Genomic DNA, 16,332 nt, shown 5'->3' with positions numbered 1-16,332 from the left:
ATGTTGGAGAAGGGTAGGCATGAGGCAGCGGCTGTTTGGGATTGTATTTATTTGGCTAAGTATCAGCTTAAGTTTATCGGCAGCTGAATATGTTGGCACCAATAACTGTATAGAGTGTCATCAAACGCAATATCAACAATGGCAGGGTTCTCATCATGATATGGCAATGCGCCATGCCGATGAACAATCGATACTAGGCGACTTCGCCAATGCCAGCCTAGAGTTTGCAGGTAAAACCAACCGCTTCTTTCGTAAAGGCGCTGAATATTGGGTCAATATTGAGGGGTCTAACGGTGAATTTTCCGATTACCAAATAACTTACACCTTTGGCTTTGAACCGCTGCAACAATACATGGTGGAATTTGCCGATGGTCGAGTGCAGCTCATTCCCTTTGCTTGGGACTCTAGAAGCGAGCAACAAGGTGGCCAGCGTTGGTTTCACCTATATCCCAATCAACAAAAAACGGATGAATTTTATTGGACCAATGCCGGACAAAATTGGAACTATATGTGTGCAGACTGTCATTCAACTAGTCTGCAAAAGGGCTACGACAGTAGCAGTAATACCTACAACACCACTTGGTTTGAAATCAACGTTGGCTGCGAAGCCTGCCACGGTCCCGCCAGTGATCATATTAAATGGACTCAAAGTGAAAACAAACAAACGGCACTAGCCAATTTAGGCCAATACAGCGGCTTTTCTCGTACTCTACAAGCTGTGGTGAGTGAATGGACCTACCAAGCTGGCGAATCTACTTTAAGTGCTGCCAGCCACCAACAAAGCCAGCAACTTAAGGTCTGTGTGCAGTGCCATAGTCGCCGTTTGCAAATAAGCGAAACTAATGATCACGTGGCGGGATCTTTGCTCGATCGCTATCAACTCAGCTTGATAAGCGCTGAGCTCTACCATGACGATGGGCAGATATACGATGAGGTGTATGTTTGGGGCTCATTTCAGCAGTCAAAAATGAAACATGCTGGAGTAAGCTGCAGCAATTGCCATAATGTGCATTCTGGCCAATTAAAAATGGCAGAGCCAGCGCTATGTGCGCAGTGCCATGTAGCGGCTGAATATACTCCCGAAAAACATAGTTTTCATCCAGCGGATAGTGAAGGCGCTAAGTGCACCTCTTGTCATATGCCTGCCACTACTTACATGCAGGTAGACCCACGGCGAGACCATAGTTGGCAAGTTCCGCGCCCCGATCTGAGTCAGGCGATTGGCACCCCAAATGTGTGTACTTCCTGCCACCAAGATAAAGACAATAGTTGGGCACTTCAATGGCAGCGGCAATGGTTTCCTAAATCAAACTACTTAGATAGTAATCATTTCTCTGAAGCATTTTTTGCTGCAGACCAAGGTTTACCCTCTGCTGAACAAGCCTTGGCTTACGTGGCGCAAAACCCCTTAGAAAGCAGCATTATTCGCGCCTCTGCTCTAGAGCGACTAGCGCAGTTTCCTGGCCGTAATAGTGTGATTGCCACTGCGCGAGCTGTTAGCAGCGAGCAAGAGCTGATTCGTTTAGGGGCGGTAAGTAGTGCTCGGCATTACCCGATTGCAGAACGCTGGCGCTTATTGTCTCCTCTACTGGAAGACTCGGCGCTAGCAGTAAGAAGTGAAACTGCTGCCAGCTTGGTGAAAGGCTGGGCAAGTTTAACTGAGCAGCAGCAACAGCAATTAAGGCCAGCACTTAAGGAATACCAAGAGATTCAGTTACTCAATGCCGACCGCGCTTTTGCTTTGGTAAATCTAGCCAGTGTTTATCTTGCTACTGGCGAGTTTAATGAGGCGGAAGCTAGCTATTTACAAGCAATTAAAATAGAGCCCTATTTTGCCAACAGTTACGTTAATTTAGCCGATTTATATCGCCATTTGGGCAATGAAACAGCCGCATTTAATGTACTTAAGCAAGGGCGTTTAGCCCAGCCTGCAAGCGCTGCTATTCCTTACAGCACGGGTTTAAGTTTATTGAGACAAAAACAGGCGCAGCTAGCGGTGAGCTATTTTGCACAAGCCACAGAGCTAGAGCCAAGCAATGCCCATTATTGGTATGTTTACGGCTTATCCTTAGAAGCTTTTGATTTGGCCAAAGCGCAGCAAGTATTAAACAGGGCCTACGATACTGGCCGTAATCCGCAACATTTATATGCTTTATGCGAAATGAAGGTAAGGTATAAAGATAGTAAGGCGCAGCTATGTATTTTGCAGTTACAAGCGGTGGTACCTGCAGAAGTAGTGCAGCGTTTGAAGCGGCAGTTAAATCAATAGGTTACGCTCAAGTCGCTCAGCGGATACTTTTTTGTCAGGGCGGCTTACCCAGTTCACATCCTGTTGATTACTTTAATTATTAATCGAGCAATTATTGTTACAGTTCTGGCTAAGATCTTTTTTAGTTTAGGGATGAACAATGCTGGGATATCGTTACTTACCGCTGCATGTTGTTGGCTTGCTGTTAACCTGCTTATTCACTGTTAAGGTACATGCCGCATCAAGCTTGTGGCAGGCTAATAAGCTGGATGAACATACCGTTGTTATTAGTGTTGGTGATAACAGTGATGCTGTATTTCACCCAAGTTTAATGCTGGAAGCTTCGCTCCGCGAAGCGCTTCCTTTATCCCCGATCACAGAGCCATTATCTAGCCCCTGGTATCAATTAAGTCTTGTTGAACAAGGCCGCTGTTTATCCCTAGTAGACGCTGCGCATTCCAAGCAGGCGCTTAGCCGTATATGTTTAGAATCGCAAAATAAAGATCGTTGGAAATTAAGCTTAAGTGAAGCTGGAATTAAACAGATTTACGGTCTTGGTCAGCAGCACAATACTCAAAGTAATGCCGACGGCGATTGGATAGGCCGCAAGCGTATTCCGGGCAACCGCATGGGCAATGCCATGGTTTATCAGGGCGAAGGTGCTGTTGGAAATACCCAAATTCCAATCATGTATTTGCTGGGCGAGGGCAAACAAAATATTGCTTTGTTTTTTGATCACGTTCGGCCCCTGGTATTCGACTTTACCAAGCAGCCTTATCAAATTCAGGGCAAAGGTAATCGCGCGCGAATTATTGTTATAGCCGGAGAAAATCTCGCCGATTTGCGTTCGCGTTACCTGTCGCTAACGGGCAAACCGCCGGTTCCACCTAAAGCGATGTTTGGCTTGTGGTTGTCGGAATATGGCTTTGATAACTGGCAAGAGCTCGACAGCAAACTAGCTAGTTTGCACAAGGTGCAGTTTCCGCTTTCTGGCGTGGTATTGGATCTGCAATGGTTTGGTGGAATAAAACAAAACTCCAACCATACGCAAATGGGCTCACTCACTTGGGATGAGAAAAACTTCCCTAATCATCAACAAAAAATCGCCCAGTTAAAGCAAGCTGGCATAGCGGTGATGACCATTGAAGAGCCCTATATTGGCGGTGCATTAAACGAGTATCAGTCACTGGCTCATGCTGGAGCATTGGCGCGCAGTTGCGCACCGCCTTGTATGGAGCCCGCTTACATTAAAGACAACCCATGGTGGGGTAAGGGCGGCATGCTGGATTTCTCCAGTGAGAAAGGTGCAGCCTTCTGGCATGACTATCGCCGTGAAGCCTTAATTGATGATGGCGTGATTGCTCATTGGACCGATTTAGGTGAACCCGAGCTCTACCACCGCAAAGCCTGGTACGCCGGAGTAAACATTGATGGTGAACTAAAACATGACCATCAAAGTGTGCACAACCTATATAATTTGTTGTGGAGCAGGAGTATTTACCAAGGATATCAGCGCAACCAGCGCCAGCAACGCCCGTTCATTATGAGCCGCTCTGGTACAGCTGGCAGCCAAACTTATGGCGTAGCGATGTGGTCGGGCGATATAGGGGTTAATTTAGCTAACTTACGTAGCCACTTTAATGCGCAATTGCACATGAGTTTGTCGGGCATCGATTATTTTGGTTCAGACATTGGCGGCTTTCATGGCACCCCTTGGGATGAGCAATATACCCAATGGTTTGCAGCGGCGTTATTTACTGATTTACCGGTAAGGCCACATACGCAAAACCTGTGTAACTGCAAAGAAACTGCGCCAGACCGAATTGGCGATACCGCCAGCAACCTGTTTAATGCTAAGCAGCGTTACGCCTTAAATCCATACTATTACACCCTCGCTCACCAAGCTTGGCGTGAAGGAAAAGCGGTGGTTGCACCTTTAGTTTATGGCTACCAGCAAGATCCTAAAGCAAGAAGAAATGGCTCAATGAAGTTAGTGGGCGATGCCTTATTGGTGGCTTTGGTAGCCGAAGATAACGCCCGCAGCACGCAAGCCTATTTGCCGCAAGGCTTTTGGTATGACTACCGCAGTAAACAGATGATCAGCAGCCGCGGCCAGTCGTTCAAGCAAGTACTCTATATCGACGAGATTTATCGTCTGCCGCTGTTTGTTAAAGCTGGCAAGGTCATCCCTCGAGCCAGTGACAACAACGCAATGGATTTACTGGTGGTGCTCGATGAGCAAGGCGAAGCTAAAGGTGAGTTAATTGAGGATGATGGCGAGACCATTGCTTATCAACAGCAGCAACTTCAACACACCGTGTTTGAGGTGCAAACGGTTAAGCAAACACTAAGTATTCAAATAAAACCAGCTAAAGGCAGTTTCGCAGGTGCGCTGGAGAACAAAACTTATCAGCTTGAAGTTGCCAACCTACCTATAAACAAAGCCATTCAAAGCATCTATTTTAATGGCAAAGCGCTTACCCAATGGCAACAGCAAGGGCAAAGCTTAAGGCTAGGCGAGCAAGATATAAATGTGCAGCTGGGGGGCGAGTGGCTGGTGGAGTTTATTGACTAGATAAACCAAACGCACTGTGTGAATCAGTGCGTTTACAATCTAGCGACCTTTTAACCCTGGGCTGGACGTAACATAAACCAGTAAGGAAAGTTTTCGCTTTTCGATAGCACTTTAAAGCCACGGCGTTCAAAGGTAAGCACTACTTTTTCGCTAGAGGCTACTACGTAACAGGCTTTGTTATCGGCATCGGCTAAATCAGTTACCTGCTTAATTAAGGCACCCGCTAAGCCTTTACCGCCAGCTGAAGGAGCAACACCTAAGCCCCATAACCAATAGCAATCTTGGTTTAGCGGGCCGCTTAGCATTTGTTCAGAAATATCTTTAGCTAGCTCAAGCTTGCCTTCGCCCATCATGCGCCCAACAATTGCCCAAGCTTCCATTTTTTGCATCACATCAGGCTGATGTTTCCCAGGTGGCACCATAATCACGCAGCCTTCGCGCTCAGCGGTGGTAAATACCGTACCTTGTTTCATTCCCCACTCACCTAAGGCAAAGCGCCAATAACTATCGTGAGCGTAGTCGGCCATCTCATCATTGCGAAGCGCCGCTTGCATTGCTTCGTTATTGGCATAGGCATCGATGAACATCTTGCTTAATGCGGGAATATCCTCAAACTTGGCAGTAATTAAGGTAGGGCTAGACATCGTAAGATCCTTCTTATGAGTAATACACTAGAGTGCTCAGGCTAGCTGAAACTATTGCGCGAGACAATAGCGTGACGTGTTCAGTGAGAAGCTAATTAACGATGTCCCTAGGGATACAATAGCGTATTGCTTATTTACAAAGGTAATAAGCCAAGTGTAATTGCAGCCGCTCGAGCAATCATTAGTCGTTTATGGTTTAAAAGCCCCTTGGCATTTAACAAGGAGCTTTGGCTAAGGGAAGAGCTAGTATTGGTAAATACGAATTTCTTGGGCCGCAAGGCTTAGGTTGAGTTGGCCAGATGAGGTTGTGCTCACAGCGTTACTACCAAAGTTTGCCAATGGGCTTAACAATGTTGAGGCTTGTCCAACTGGAATAACCGGCGTTTGCGCACTATCACTATAGTTAAGCACCACTAATACATTTGAATCCGCTAGGCTTCGGCTATAAGCCAGTACTTCACCATCAAGCAGAACTTCTATATCTCCCTCGCGTAAAGCTGGAGTGTTTTTACGTAACTGAATCAATGTTTTGTAATGGTCGTAGATAGAATTGCTATCTGCCATTTGGTTAGCAGCATTATAAGCCGCTGTATTGTGGGCATGCGCGCGGTAAGGCGTACCGGTGGTAAACCCTCCTTCTGCAGTCCAACTCATTGGTGCTCGCAGTAAGTAGTCACCACCACTATTGGCGGTGTGGCCCATGCCCACTTCTTCCCCGTAATAAACAAAAGGCTGTCCCGGTAGTGTAAGCAAGGTGGCAGCAGCTAAGCGGTATTTAGCCTCGTTTCCAGCAAACTGCTCAAATACTCGTGTACCAGCGAAATAGTCATGGTTTGCCAATAGCAGTCCCATGCTACTAAGCCGACTTTGTTGTAGCCAACCTACGACACCTGTATCAACGGTAGAGCCACTATTCACGCTTAGCATGATGTCCCTGTTTAAATAAAACGAAAAGGCTGAGCCGCAAAAGTCTGATTGAGCGGCAACTAAAGAGTCACTTGAGTCTTCGCAAATCATAAAACGATTGCTGTAATCCTCCATTATCAATTGCTGAATGCCATACATAATGGCGGCATTCTCTGGTTGTCCAGACCACTGATTCGGTCCATTTTCAACTAAGTGGGTCATCGCATCGAAGCGAAAGCCGTCCATACCGGCATTTAGCCAGTAACGTAAGTTGTTGTAGTGGAAGTCGACAACTTCTTGGTTTCCAAAGTTGTAGTCAGGCATATTGGATTGAAAGATACCGTAGTAGTATCCGTATGTACCTTGGTGCCAAGAAGGGTCTCCTGACCAGTTGGTCCAGCCAGGGTTACTTGACTCCCACATATACCAATCGCGTTTCCCGCCGGCATTATTATCTGAATCGATAAATACTGGGTTATCGCCTGAACTGTGATTGATGAGGTAGTCGGCAATCACACCAATGCCTCGGGCATGGGCTTGTGCTAAAAACTCATCAAAGTCTTCTCGGGTCCCGTAGTCGCTCTCGATGCTACGGTAATCGACTACTTCGTAACCGTGATCTTTATCAGAGCTTTCGCTAAAGGGCATTAACCAAATGCCTTCAACGCCTAAGTCTGCAATGTAATCCAGTTGGGAGGTGAGGCCTTTAAAGTCTCCAATCCCATCGCCATCGGAGTCTTTGTAACTGCGTACAAATATCTCCATAAAAACCGCACCTTTATACCAGTCAGTGGCTAATGCTGGTTGATCGTCCACGGCCACCGAGCTCATGTCCAAAAGGCTTTCAGCTTTGGCTTTTCCAACGGGGATTTCTTTAGGGGTTATTGCTTCAGAGCTAGAGTCACAGCCATTTAAGCTCGCCAAAACTGCAAGCGATAGCGCACTGCTTATCAAGTGTTTGTTCATTTTACTTTCCTTGTAACTTGCTTAACACAAAGCTTATGCAGCGCGACTATAGCCGTGGTGATCTGATTATTGCCACCTTCTTTGCACAGCTTTATAAATAATCAATTAAGTACTAATTGATTATGATATTTTCTATCATATTGATTTATATATCACTTATTTAAGTCACACTTTTGTCAATAATGCTTTATTCAATGAGATGCAGCCTTTAGCCCCACTTCGCTTTATAATGCTATCTGTCTAGAACTTATTGGTTACAACAAGCGAATGCGCGCAAAAAAAACGACCTCTTCGGGAGAGAAAAGCCAACTTCACCCGCGTAACAAACACCGACAGCGTTACGATTTCCCGGCGCTTATTGCGTCATGTCCCGAGTTAAAACGCTTTGTGGCCCAAAACCAATATGGAGATGCTTCGGTAGATTTTTTTGACCCAGAAGCGGTGCGCTGTTTAAACAAGGCACTGTTACAGCATTTTTATGGGGTGCAAGGCTGGGAAATTCCAAAACACAATTTGTGTCCGCCCATTCCGGGTCGTGTCGATTACATTCATTACTTGGCCGATTTATTGGCTAATTCTTTAGGTGGCAGCCTATCTAACAACAGCCCAGTGCGTTGTATTGATGTAGGAGTAGGAGCGAATTGTGTTTACCCTTTGGTTGGGGTTAGCGAATACGCTTGGTCATTTGTGGGCAGTGATATCGAAGCAGCATCCTTACAATCAGCAGAGCGTACTCTAGCGGCTAATCCGCATTTACAAGCAAATATCACGCTGCGTTTACAAGGCAACAAAAAAGCGATATTTAAAGGCATTGTGCAAGCGAACGAGCGTTTTGAGCTTAGCATGTGTAACCCGCCGTTTCACCGCTCGGCTGCAGATGCCAAAAAGGGCAGCCAAAGAAAACAAACCAATCTAAAGGCTAATGCTAAAAACAAATCAAAGCTAAACTTTGGTGGTCAAAGCAATGAATTGTGGTGCCCCGGTGGAGAGTTGAGTTTTATTAAAAACATGGTGGCAGAGAGCCAGCAGTTTTCGCAACAAGTGTTGTGGTTTACCAGCTTAGTATCGAAAGAGGCCAACTTGAGAGCGATATACCAAGCGCTTAAACAAGCAAAAGTGAGCCAATATGAAACCATTAAAATGGGGCAAGGCAACAAGGTGAGTCGCTTTGTTGCGTGGTCTTATCATTCGCCAGCACAACAGAAGCAATGGCTAGCCTCTTCGTAACATAGAGTTTGATTTATGTTTTGCTAAGTAGCTTGGCAAATATGCCTATATAAACGATCGATTTTGAATAAATGAGATAAATGAAAACGCCTAAAAGAATCCAGCCTTTAGTTGATGACGGCTTAGTTGATGAAGTGAAAAGCCAGCTAATGAGTGGCAAAGAAGCGTCGGTTTACGTGGTGCGCTGTGGCGACGAGATCCGCTGTGCAAAAGTGTATAAAGAGGCTAGCCAGCGCAGCTTTAAGCAAGCGGTGGTGTATCGCGAGGGGCGTAAAGTTCGCAATAGCCGCAGAGCTCGGGCGATGGAGAAAGGCTCGGGCTTTGGTCGTGAGCAACAAGAAAAAGTGTGGCAAAGCGCCGAAGTAGATGCCTTGTATAAGCTCGCGGCTGCTGGGGTGAGAGTGCCAGAGCCCTATGGCTGTTTTGATGGCGTATTACTCATGGAGCTTGTCACTGATGATGAAGGCTATGTGGCACCGCGCTTAAACGACGTGATGATGAGTGAGGAGCAAGCGCTTGAAGATCATCAGCTAGTCATCTCTTACATCGTGAAGATGTTATGTGTGGGGCTTATTCATGGCGATTTGTCGGAGTTTAATGTGTTGGTGGACGCCTACGGCCCTGTGATTATTGACTTACCCCAAGCAGTAGATGCCGCCGCCAACAACAATGCTGAATGGATGCTGACTCGTGACATTAACAACATGCGCGATTACTACAGCCAATTCGCGCCAGCCTTGGCCAATACTGAATACGCCAAAGAGATGTGGAGTTTGTTTGAAAAAGGTGAGCTGACAGCCGACACCGAGCTTAGCGGCAAGTTTGTAGAACAAGATACCGTGGCCGATATTGCAGCTATTATGCAAGAAATAGATGCCGCCCGAGAAGAAGAGCTAGCCCGCAAAGAGAGACTAAAAGAAGCCCAACAAGGCGTTGATGAAACAAAGTTTAACTGGGCAGATTAGCGTTTCTACCCAGCTATTCAGGGTTTAAATATTTACCTGTGCGCTGGTTTGAAACTCTAACAAGGTATTGGCTGGAATTTGTACCGCACCGCCGCGAGTAATGATGGCTAAACCTGCCCCTACTTTGGCGCCGTCTTTTGCGCCATCACTACCATTAATTAACCCACCAATGGCTGCGCCGCCAGCGGCTTTTTTCACGGTGTTTTTACCTTGGGCATCACCTAAGCCATTAAAAGCATTGGTTTGAATGGCAACACGTTGGCCATTAACGGTGATGTCGGTTAAGGCAATTGTTAGGCTAGATTTTCCGGCCAAACGACCCGCTTGTTCACTCTGCAATACTTTGCCATAAACGGGGCTACCAGCTTTGGCGATAAGCTGGCCGTTAATTGCTAAGTCACTTTCTAAGCTTGCACTAAAGCGATGGCCAGAGGCATGTTCACGGGTGCTAATTGCGCTGTCTAAGCTGATCATCAGCGGGGTGCCAGCAGGAATGTAGCTAACAGCCTGAGTGGTTTCAGCTGAGCTGGTATCGGTTTTAATGTCAGTATGAGTATTGGCAAAGGAAAGCTGCAGATCTTTCACATCGGCGGTGTTAAAGGTCATGGTATTGCCAGCCACTTCAAACTGAAGTTCTTGGCTATTTCGCTGCAGCAGTGTGCCTTCTAGAATGCTGCCATTGTTTAACGTGAGGGTGTCAGCAGAAAGGTTAAAGCTAGCAAGCGTGATAAGTGCGGCGATTGCAGTAGATGATTTAGCCATAAACTTGAGTCTCCAGTGGTTTGCTGAAAAACAAAGTTTTTAGCAAACCTTCTGTAGTAATGCTTATAGCTGGATAACTTAGTTCAATATTTAGAAGTAATTGATCTATTCAGTCTATGCTCAGTCATGTGCCAGAAAGAACTGATAAGCAGTGTTATCGCTTTCGTCACGATAATCAAAGCCTAACTGCTCTAAGTGTTTACCAAAGGCTTGTTGGTCGCTTTCTTGTAATTCAAACCCGGCTAATACCCGACCATAGGCCGAACCATGGTTGCGGTAATGAAACAAAGTTATATTCCAATGGGGGCCAAGGGTGCGCAAAAACTTAAGCAGTGCGCCAGGTTGTTCTGGGAACTCAAAACTGTAGAGCTTTTCATTGAGCTGGGTGCCAGGTCGTCCACCGACCATATAACGCACGTGTTGCTTAGCAAGCTCGTCGTCACTTAAGTTAGCCACTTGATAACCACTGCTATCCAGCTTATCTAACAGCGTCGGTAGCTCCTTATCGCTATTGCTCACCTTAATGCCAACAAATATGCTGGCTTGTTGCTCGCTGGCATAACGATAGTTGAACTCGGTGATGACTCGTCCGCCCAAGTGTTCAACAAACTCTAAATAAGCGCCTTGGCGCTCTGGGATGCGTACCGCTAATACCGCTTCTTTTTTCTCACCAAGCTCGGTGCGCTCAGACACATAACGCAGGTTATGAAAGTTCATGTTAGCGCCAGATAGCACAGCAGCTAAGCGCTCACCTTCTAGTTTGTGCTGCTGAGCGTAGGCTTTTAAGCCAGCCAGAGCCAGTGCACCAGAGGGCTCAGAAATGGCACGGGTATCTTCAAAAATGTCTTTTACTGCCGCGCATATTTCATCGGAGTTTACGGTAATTACATCGTCGAGGTATTGCTGGCAAAGGCGAAAGGTTTCGCTGCCAATTAATTTAACCGCAACGCCGTCGGCAAATAGCCCAACCCGTTCTAAGGGAGTTGGTTTGCCAGCAGCTAAGGCAGCTTTTAAACAGGCAGAATCTTCGGCTTCTACGCCTATCACTTTCACATGAGGCATCAGCTGTTTAATGTATACCGCCACCCCAGCGGCAATACCGCCGCCACCTACCGGCACAAATACCGCATTTAGGTGCATGTCTTGTTCAAGCAGCTCTTTGCCAATGGTGCCTTGGCCGGCTATCACGTCTACATCATCGAAAGGAGGGATCAGTGTGTAACCGTGTTCTTCAACCAGTTGTTTGCAGTATTGGTAGGCTTCATCAAAGCTATCGCCCACCAAACGCACATCAGCGCCCATGGCGCGCACCGAATCCACTTTAATATCGGGAGTGGTGGTTGGCATTACGATCACCGCGGCAATGTTAAGTCGCTGTGCCGACATAGCCACGCCTTGCGCGTGATTGCCAGCCGATGCTGCAACCACTCCGCGCTCACGCTGCTGCTGATTAAGCTGGGCGATTTTGTTGTAAGCACCGCGTAATTTAAAAGAATGCACACTTTGTCGGTCTTCGCGTTTAAGCAGAATGTTATTGCCACTGCGCTGCGACAGTTTAGGCATACCCTGTAGTGGGGTAACTTGGGCTATTTCATAGACCGGCGAGAGCAATATACGGCGAAGATATTCGTTAGCACTAGGCAAGTGTTGCATTATAAATTACCCATACAAATTGGCGATAAGATCAAAAAAATAAGCCCGGCGAACCGGGCTGTTTATACAAGCAAGAGGCGCGGTTTAGTCTAGCTTGCTTTTATCGCGTACTGCGCCTTTGTCGGCACTGGTGGCGAAGTGGGCGTACATTTTCAGCGAGGTGCTTACTTCACGTACTCGGCCAATTGGGCTCCAAGCATCGCTGCCTTTAGCTTCCATCGCCGCGCGTCGTTGAGCCAGTTCTTCATCACTCACTTCTAACACAATGCTGCGCTGAGGAATGTTGATATCAATAATATCGCCTTGCTCAACCAAGCCTACGATGCCGCCGCTAGCGGCTTCTGGTGAAATATGACCGATAGATAAACCAGAGGTTCCACCAGAGAAGCGACCATCGGTAATCAAGGCGCATTTCTTACCTAAGCCCATCGACTTCAAGTAAGAGGTTGGGTAAAGCATCTCTTGCATTCCTGGGCCGCCTTTAGGGCCTTCGTAGCGAATTAATACTACTTCGCCAGCTTGTACGGTGCCGTCTAAAATGCCGGCAACTGCGTCGTCTTGGCTTTCAAAAATACGCGCTGGGCCTTTAAACACTAGGTTATCGTCGTCTACGCCGGCGGTTTTAACAATACAGCCATCTTGTGCTAGGTTGCCTTTTAGTACAGCTAGGCCGCCTTCTAAACTAAAGGCATTTTCTAGGCTACGAATACACCCTTCGGCGCGATCGTCATCTAAGTCGTCCCAGCGGCAATTTTGGCTAAAGGCTTTGGTGGTGCGAATACCAGCAGGGCCAGCGCGGTAAAATTCTTTTACTGCTTGATCTTGGGTTTGCATGATGTCCCACTTGGCTAAGGTATCGGCCAAGGTTTCACCCATTACATTAGGCTCGTTACGGTTAAGTAAACCAGCACGGTCTAATTCGCCCAATATGCCCATAATGCCGCCAGCGCGGTGTACATCTTCCATGTGGTATTTGTTAGTAGATGGCGCCACTTTACACAGTTGAGGAACTTTACGAGAAAGATCATCCATGTGGTCCATATTGTAATCTACGCCAGCTTCTTGGGCTGCTGCTAACAAGTGCAATACGGTATTGGTAGACCCGCCCATGGCGATGTCTAGGGTCATGGCGTTTTCAAAAGACTTGTGAGTGGCAATTGAACGCGGCAATACACTTTCGTCGTCTTGTTGGTAGTAGCGGTTACACAAATCAACAATGCGTTTACCTGCGTTTACGAACAGTTTTTCACGGTCCGCGTGGGTAGCCAGCATCGAGCCATTACCTGGCTGAGCTAAACCTAGCGCTTCGGTTAAACAGTTCATTGAGTTAGCAGTGAACATACCTGAACATGAACCACAGGTTGGGCAGGCGCTACGCTCTACCTTGTCGCTGTCTTCATCGGATACGTTTTTGTCGGCGCCCATTACCATGGCGTCAACTAAGTCGAGCTTAATGATTTGGTCGCTAAGTTTGGTTTTACCGGCTTCCATTGGGCCGCCAGAAACAAAGATAACTGGAATGTTTAAGCGCATCGACGCCATCAGCATTCCCGGGGTGATTTTGTCACAGTTAGAAATACACACCATGGCGTCGGCACAGTGGGCGTTTACCATGTACTCAACGGAGTCTGCAATTAGGTCGCGTGAAGGTAGGCTGTAAAGCATGCCGCCGTGGCCCATGGCAATACCATCATCTACAGCGATGGTATTAAATTCTTTAGCAACACCGCCTGCGTCTTCAATAGAGCGTGCAACCAATTGACCAAGATCTTTTAGGTGAACGTGGCCCGGCACAAATTGGGTGAATGAGTTCACCACTGCGATAATTGGCTTGCCAAAATCTTCTTCTTTGGTTCCTGTTGCTCGCCAAAGGGCGCGCGCTCCAGCCATATTACGGCCTTCGGTGGTGGTGGCACTTCGCAGTTTAGGCATTGCGGTTTACTCCGTTAATCTGTGTTTGCTATTTGATTTAGGCAATGGCCGCTTTTGGCGAAGCCACTGCTTGTAATTGGGTTAATTGCACTTGTTCAACGTCAAACAATTTCACTAATTGATTAGTAAGATGCTCTATTGGACGCTCGCTCGTCACGCTAAGTTCAATACGGTATCCAGACTGGTCTTGGTCATTGAACTGCTCAATTTGCATAGATTGTACTAAAAAACCACGGTGACGTGTCACTCGTAATACACGTTCAAGTACATCGGCTTGCTGGCGTGTAGAAATAGTTAGTGAATGTTGCATTAGCAGTCCTCCATCATTTTGTCATTGGCCACACCCGGCGGCACTAGCGGCCACACGTTTTCTTCTGCATCAATTAATACATGCAGTAGGTAAGGGCCTTTGCTGTCAAGCATCCGTTGCAAGGCTGCGTGAACATCCACTTTGTTGCTAATGGTTTCGCCGGGAATATCAAAAGCTGAGGCCATTTTTACAAAGTCTGGGTTGTCATCAAGAATCGTTTCACTAAAACGCCCATCAAAAAATAGGTTTTGCCACTGACGCACCATACCTAGGCGATTGTTGTCGATAAGCAGCATTTTCACTGGCAACTTAGCACGCTTAATGGTGGTGAGTTCTTGCACGTTCATCATGAATGAACCATCACCAGAGACGTTAATAACTGTGTCGTTAGGGCGAGCAAACTGCGCGCCAATGGCTGCGGGTAAACCAAAGCCCATAGTGCCTAGGCCTGCACTTGATAAATGATTCTCTGGGCCATCAAACTGCATATGTTGGGCTACCCACATTTGGTGTTGGCCAACATCACAAGCTACCACGGTGTTTTTATCCACCATCTTGCTTAAGTCACTAAGCATAGCAGGCGCAAAAATATGCCCGCCTGGGTGATCATAACGCCAAGCAAAATCATGTTTGCGTTGTGCCACTTTTTCTTGCCAGATATCAATCTCGGTTTGGCAATGCAGCTTAGGTAGGGTTAGCTTTAAGTCGCTGTCTAGTGCAACATCTGGGGTGCGGCGTTTACCAAATTCGCTGGCATCAGCATCTAGGTGAATCACTTTGGCATTTGGTGCAAATTCATCAAGCTTACCGGTAACGCGGTCATCGAAGCGCGCGCCAATCACCACTAATAGGTCAGTTTCTTGAACACTTAGGTTGGCTGCTTTAGTGCCGTGCATACCTAACATGCCTAAGTAGTAAGGTTGTTCTTCGGTGATCGCCCCAATCCCTTTTAGCGTGCTCACACTTGGGATTTTGCTGTAGTTTAAAAACTCACGTAACTCAGTCACAGCATTGGCCATACCTACGCCGCCACCCACATATACAATAGGTTGTTTGGCGCTAGCGATGAGTTGTTTGGCTTGGCTTATTAGTTCTGCCGCGGGTTCTACAGGAGCGCTGGCAGCAGCCAAGTAAGCGAGGCTTTCTTCAACTTCGGCTAATTGCACATCTTTAGGCACATCTATAAGCACTGGGCCTGGGCGGCCGCTGGTGGCAATCTCAAAAGCTTGTTCTATGGTGCGTTTAAGCTCTTTAACGTCGGTCACCATAAAGCTATGTTTGGTGACCGATAACGACATACCTAATACGTCTACTTCTTGGAAGGCGTCGGTACCGATTACTGGCTGGGCTACTTGCCCAGTAATCGCGATAAGTGGAATGGAGTCTAGCTGCGCTTCGGCAAGGCCAGTGACGAGGTTGGTTGCGCCAGGTCCAGAAGTGGCGATACACACACCAACTTTAATGCCCGAAGTTGCTCCTGCGCGGGCATAACCCACCGCTGCCATTGCCGCACCTTGCTCGTGGCGAGTAAGCATGTGCTTTACACCACCGTCGTAGAGAGCGTCGTATAAAGGCATAATTGCCCCGCCAGGATAACCAAATACTTGTTCAACGCCCTGTTGTTTCAGAGTCGCTACAATTTGTTGCGCACCATTCATTACTACTTCCTTTCCACCGTTAACAAAAAACCCCCGAGCTTTGCAGCGCGGGGGTTTGATGTTGTGTGCTTGTTTCAGTTACAACAACGCATCCCCGCGAGGTGATAGAATAATCACCACAAGGACGACGCTAATAATTAGAGCAACTGAAAGAGACATATTTAAAACTTTCCTAAAGCATTGGCTAACAAGTATCACAGGATAAAATGTGATTCAAGTCCACTTTGGCTACTAATTGTTCTGCCCGTGGTACGTTTAATAAACAATCTAAGGTTTCTTAATCTGTATTTTCTTTGTCGGTTGGTTGTATGTTCTGTTTTATTTGTTTTGAGTGGTGATAAATCTTGTATATGCAGCAGATTGTTCATTGCTCATTTGGCTAAAATTATTGCACTTTTTTTCGTTGATTTGCGTTTAAGCAAGGTAAAGTGATGGCTTGCTTAGTGAGTTGTATATCTGACACGGTTTTACTTAGCGCCGTTTTAG

11 protein-coding genes are annotated in these 16,332 nt (G+C 46.9%); 4 read left to right on the top strand and 7 right to left on the bottom strand.

Going from position 1 to position 16,332, the window contains the following annotated elements:
- The first annotated feature begins 19 nt into the window (after positions 1–19).
- Both K5609_RS19365 and K5609_RS19360 read left to right on the top strand, forming a co-directional pair.
- On the top strand, positions 20–2,269 hold the full coding sequence (locus K5609_RS19365; RefSeq protein ID WP_221075048.1) for a multiheme c-type cytochrome: 2,250 nt from the start codon (positions 20–22) through the stop codon (positions 2,267–2,269).
- 139 nt (positions 2,270–2,408) lie between these two features.
- Entirely contained in the window at positions 2,409–4,823 is a 2,415-nt protein-coding gene (locus tag K5609_RS19360) for a glycoside hydrolase family 31 protein (protein ID WP_221075047.1), read from the top strand.
- Positions 4,824–4,873: 50 nt separating this feature from the next.
- On the opposite strand, the gene K5609_RS19355 is transcribed toward K5609_RS19360, so the two are convergent.
- Together K5609_RS19355 and K5609_RS19350 are read right to left on the bottom strand one after the other, a co-directional pair.
- A complete protein-coding gene (locus K5609_RS19355; RefSeq protein ID WP_221075046.1) occupies positions 4,874–5,467 on the bottom strand; it encodes a GNAT family N-acetyltransferase in 594 nt (197 codons plus the stop codon).
- 243 nt (positions 5,468–5,710) lie between these two features.
- Positions 5,711–7,339, bottom strand: a complete 1,629-nt coding sequence (locus tag K5609_RS19350; protein WP_221075045.1) for an alpha-amylase family glycosyl hydrolase — start codon at positions 7,337–7,339, stop codon at positions 5,711–5,713.
- 267 nt (positions 7,340–7,606) lie between these two features.
- Between K5609_RS19350 and rlmF the strand changes: the two genes are divergently transcribed.
- Both rlmF and K5609_RS19340 read left to right on the top strand, forming a co-directional pair.
- A complete protein-coding gene (gene rlmF / locus K5609_RS19345; protein WP_221075044.1) occupies positions 7,607–8,566 on the top strand; it encodes a 23S rRNA (adenine(1618)-N(6))-methyltransferase RlmF in 960 nt (319 codons plus the stop codon).
- Positions 8,567–8,646: 80 nt separating this feature from the next.
- On the top strand, positions 8,647–9,531 hold the full coding sequence (locus K5609_RS19340) for a PA4780 family RIO1-like protein kinase (protein ID WP_016402320.1): 885 nt from the start codon (positions 8,647–8,649) through the stop codon (positions 9,529–9,531).
- A 24-nt stretch (positions 9,532–9,555) separates the two neighbouring features.
- Here K5609_RS19340 and K5609_RS19335 read toward each other — a convergent pair whose 3' ends face one another.
- The 5 genes from K5609_RS19335 to ilvG all read right to left on the bottom strand — a co-directional run bounded on the left by K5609_RS19335 (position 9,556) and on the right by ilvG (position 15,846).
- Positions 9,556–10,293: a hypothetical protein gene (locus tag K5609_RS19335; RefSeq protein WP_221075043.1), complete on the bottom strand. Its 738-nt coding sequence runs from the start codon at positions 10,291–10,293 to the stop codon at positions 9,556–9,558.
- A gap of 120 nt (positions 10,294–10,413) precedes the next feature.
- Positions 10,414–11,946: a threonine ammonia-lyase, biosynthetic gene (ilvA, locus tag K5609_RS19330; protein WP_221075042.1), complete on the bottom strand. Its 1,533-nt coding sequence runs from the start codon at positions 11,944–11,946 to the stop codon at positions 10,414–10,416.
- 84 nt (positions 11,947–12,030) lie between these two features.
- Complete coding sequence (ilvD, locus tag K5609_RS19325) at positions 12,031–13,878, bottom strand: dihydroxy-acid dehydratase (RefSeq protein WP_221075041.1); 1,848 nt, start codon at positions 13,876–13,878, stop codon at positions 12,031–12,033.
- Positions 13,879–13,915: 37 nt separating this feature from the next.
- Positions 13,916–14,188, bottom strand: coding sequence for an acetolactate synthase 2 small subunit (gene ilvM / locus K5609_RS19320; RefSeq protein WP_221075040.1), 273 nt, complete (start codon positions 14,186–14,188; stop codon positions 13,916–13,918).
- Complete coding sequence (ilvG, locus tag K5609_RS19315) at positions 14,188–15,846, bottom strand: acetolactate synthase 2 catalytic subunit (RefSeq protein WP_220720085.1); 1,659 nt, start codon at positions 15,844–15,846, stop codon at positions 14,188–14,190. Before ilvG ends, ilvM begins: the two co-directional genes overlap by 1 nt.
- Positions 15,847–16,332 lie beyond the last annotated feature (486 nt).

Origin of the sequence: Agarivorans aestuarii (genome assembly GCF_019670125.1) — a bacterium.
GTDB classification, from domain to species: Bacteria; Pseudomonadota; Gammaproteobacteria; order Enterobacterales; family Celerinatantimonadaceae; genus Agarivorans; species Agarivorans aestuarii.
This window is presented reverse-complemented; position numbering and strand designations above follow the sequence as displayed.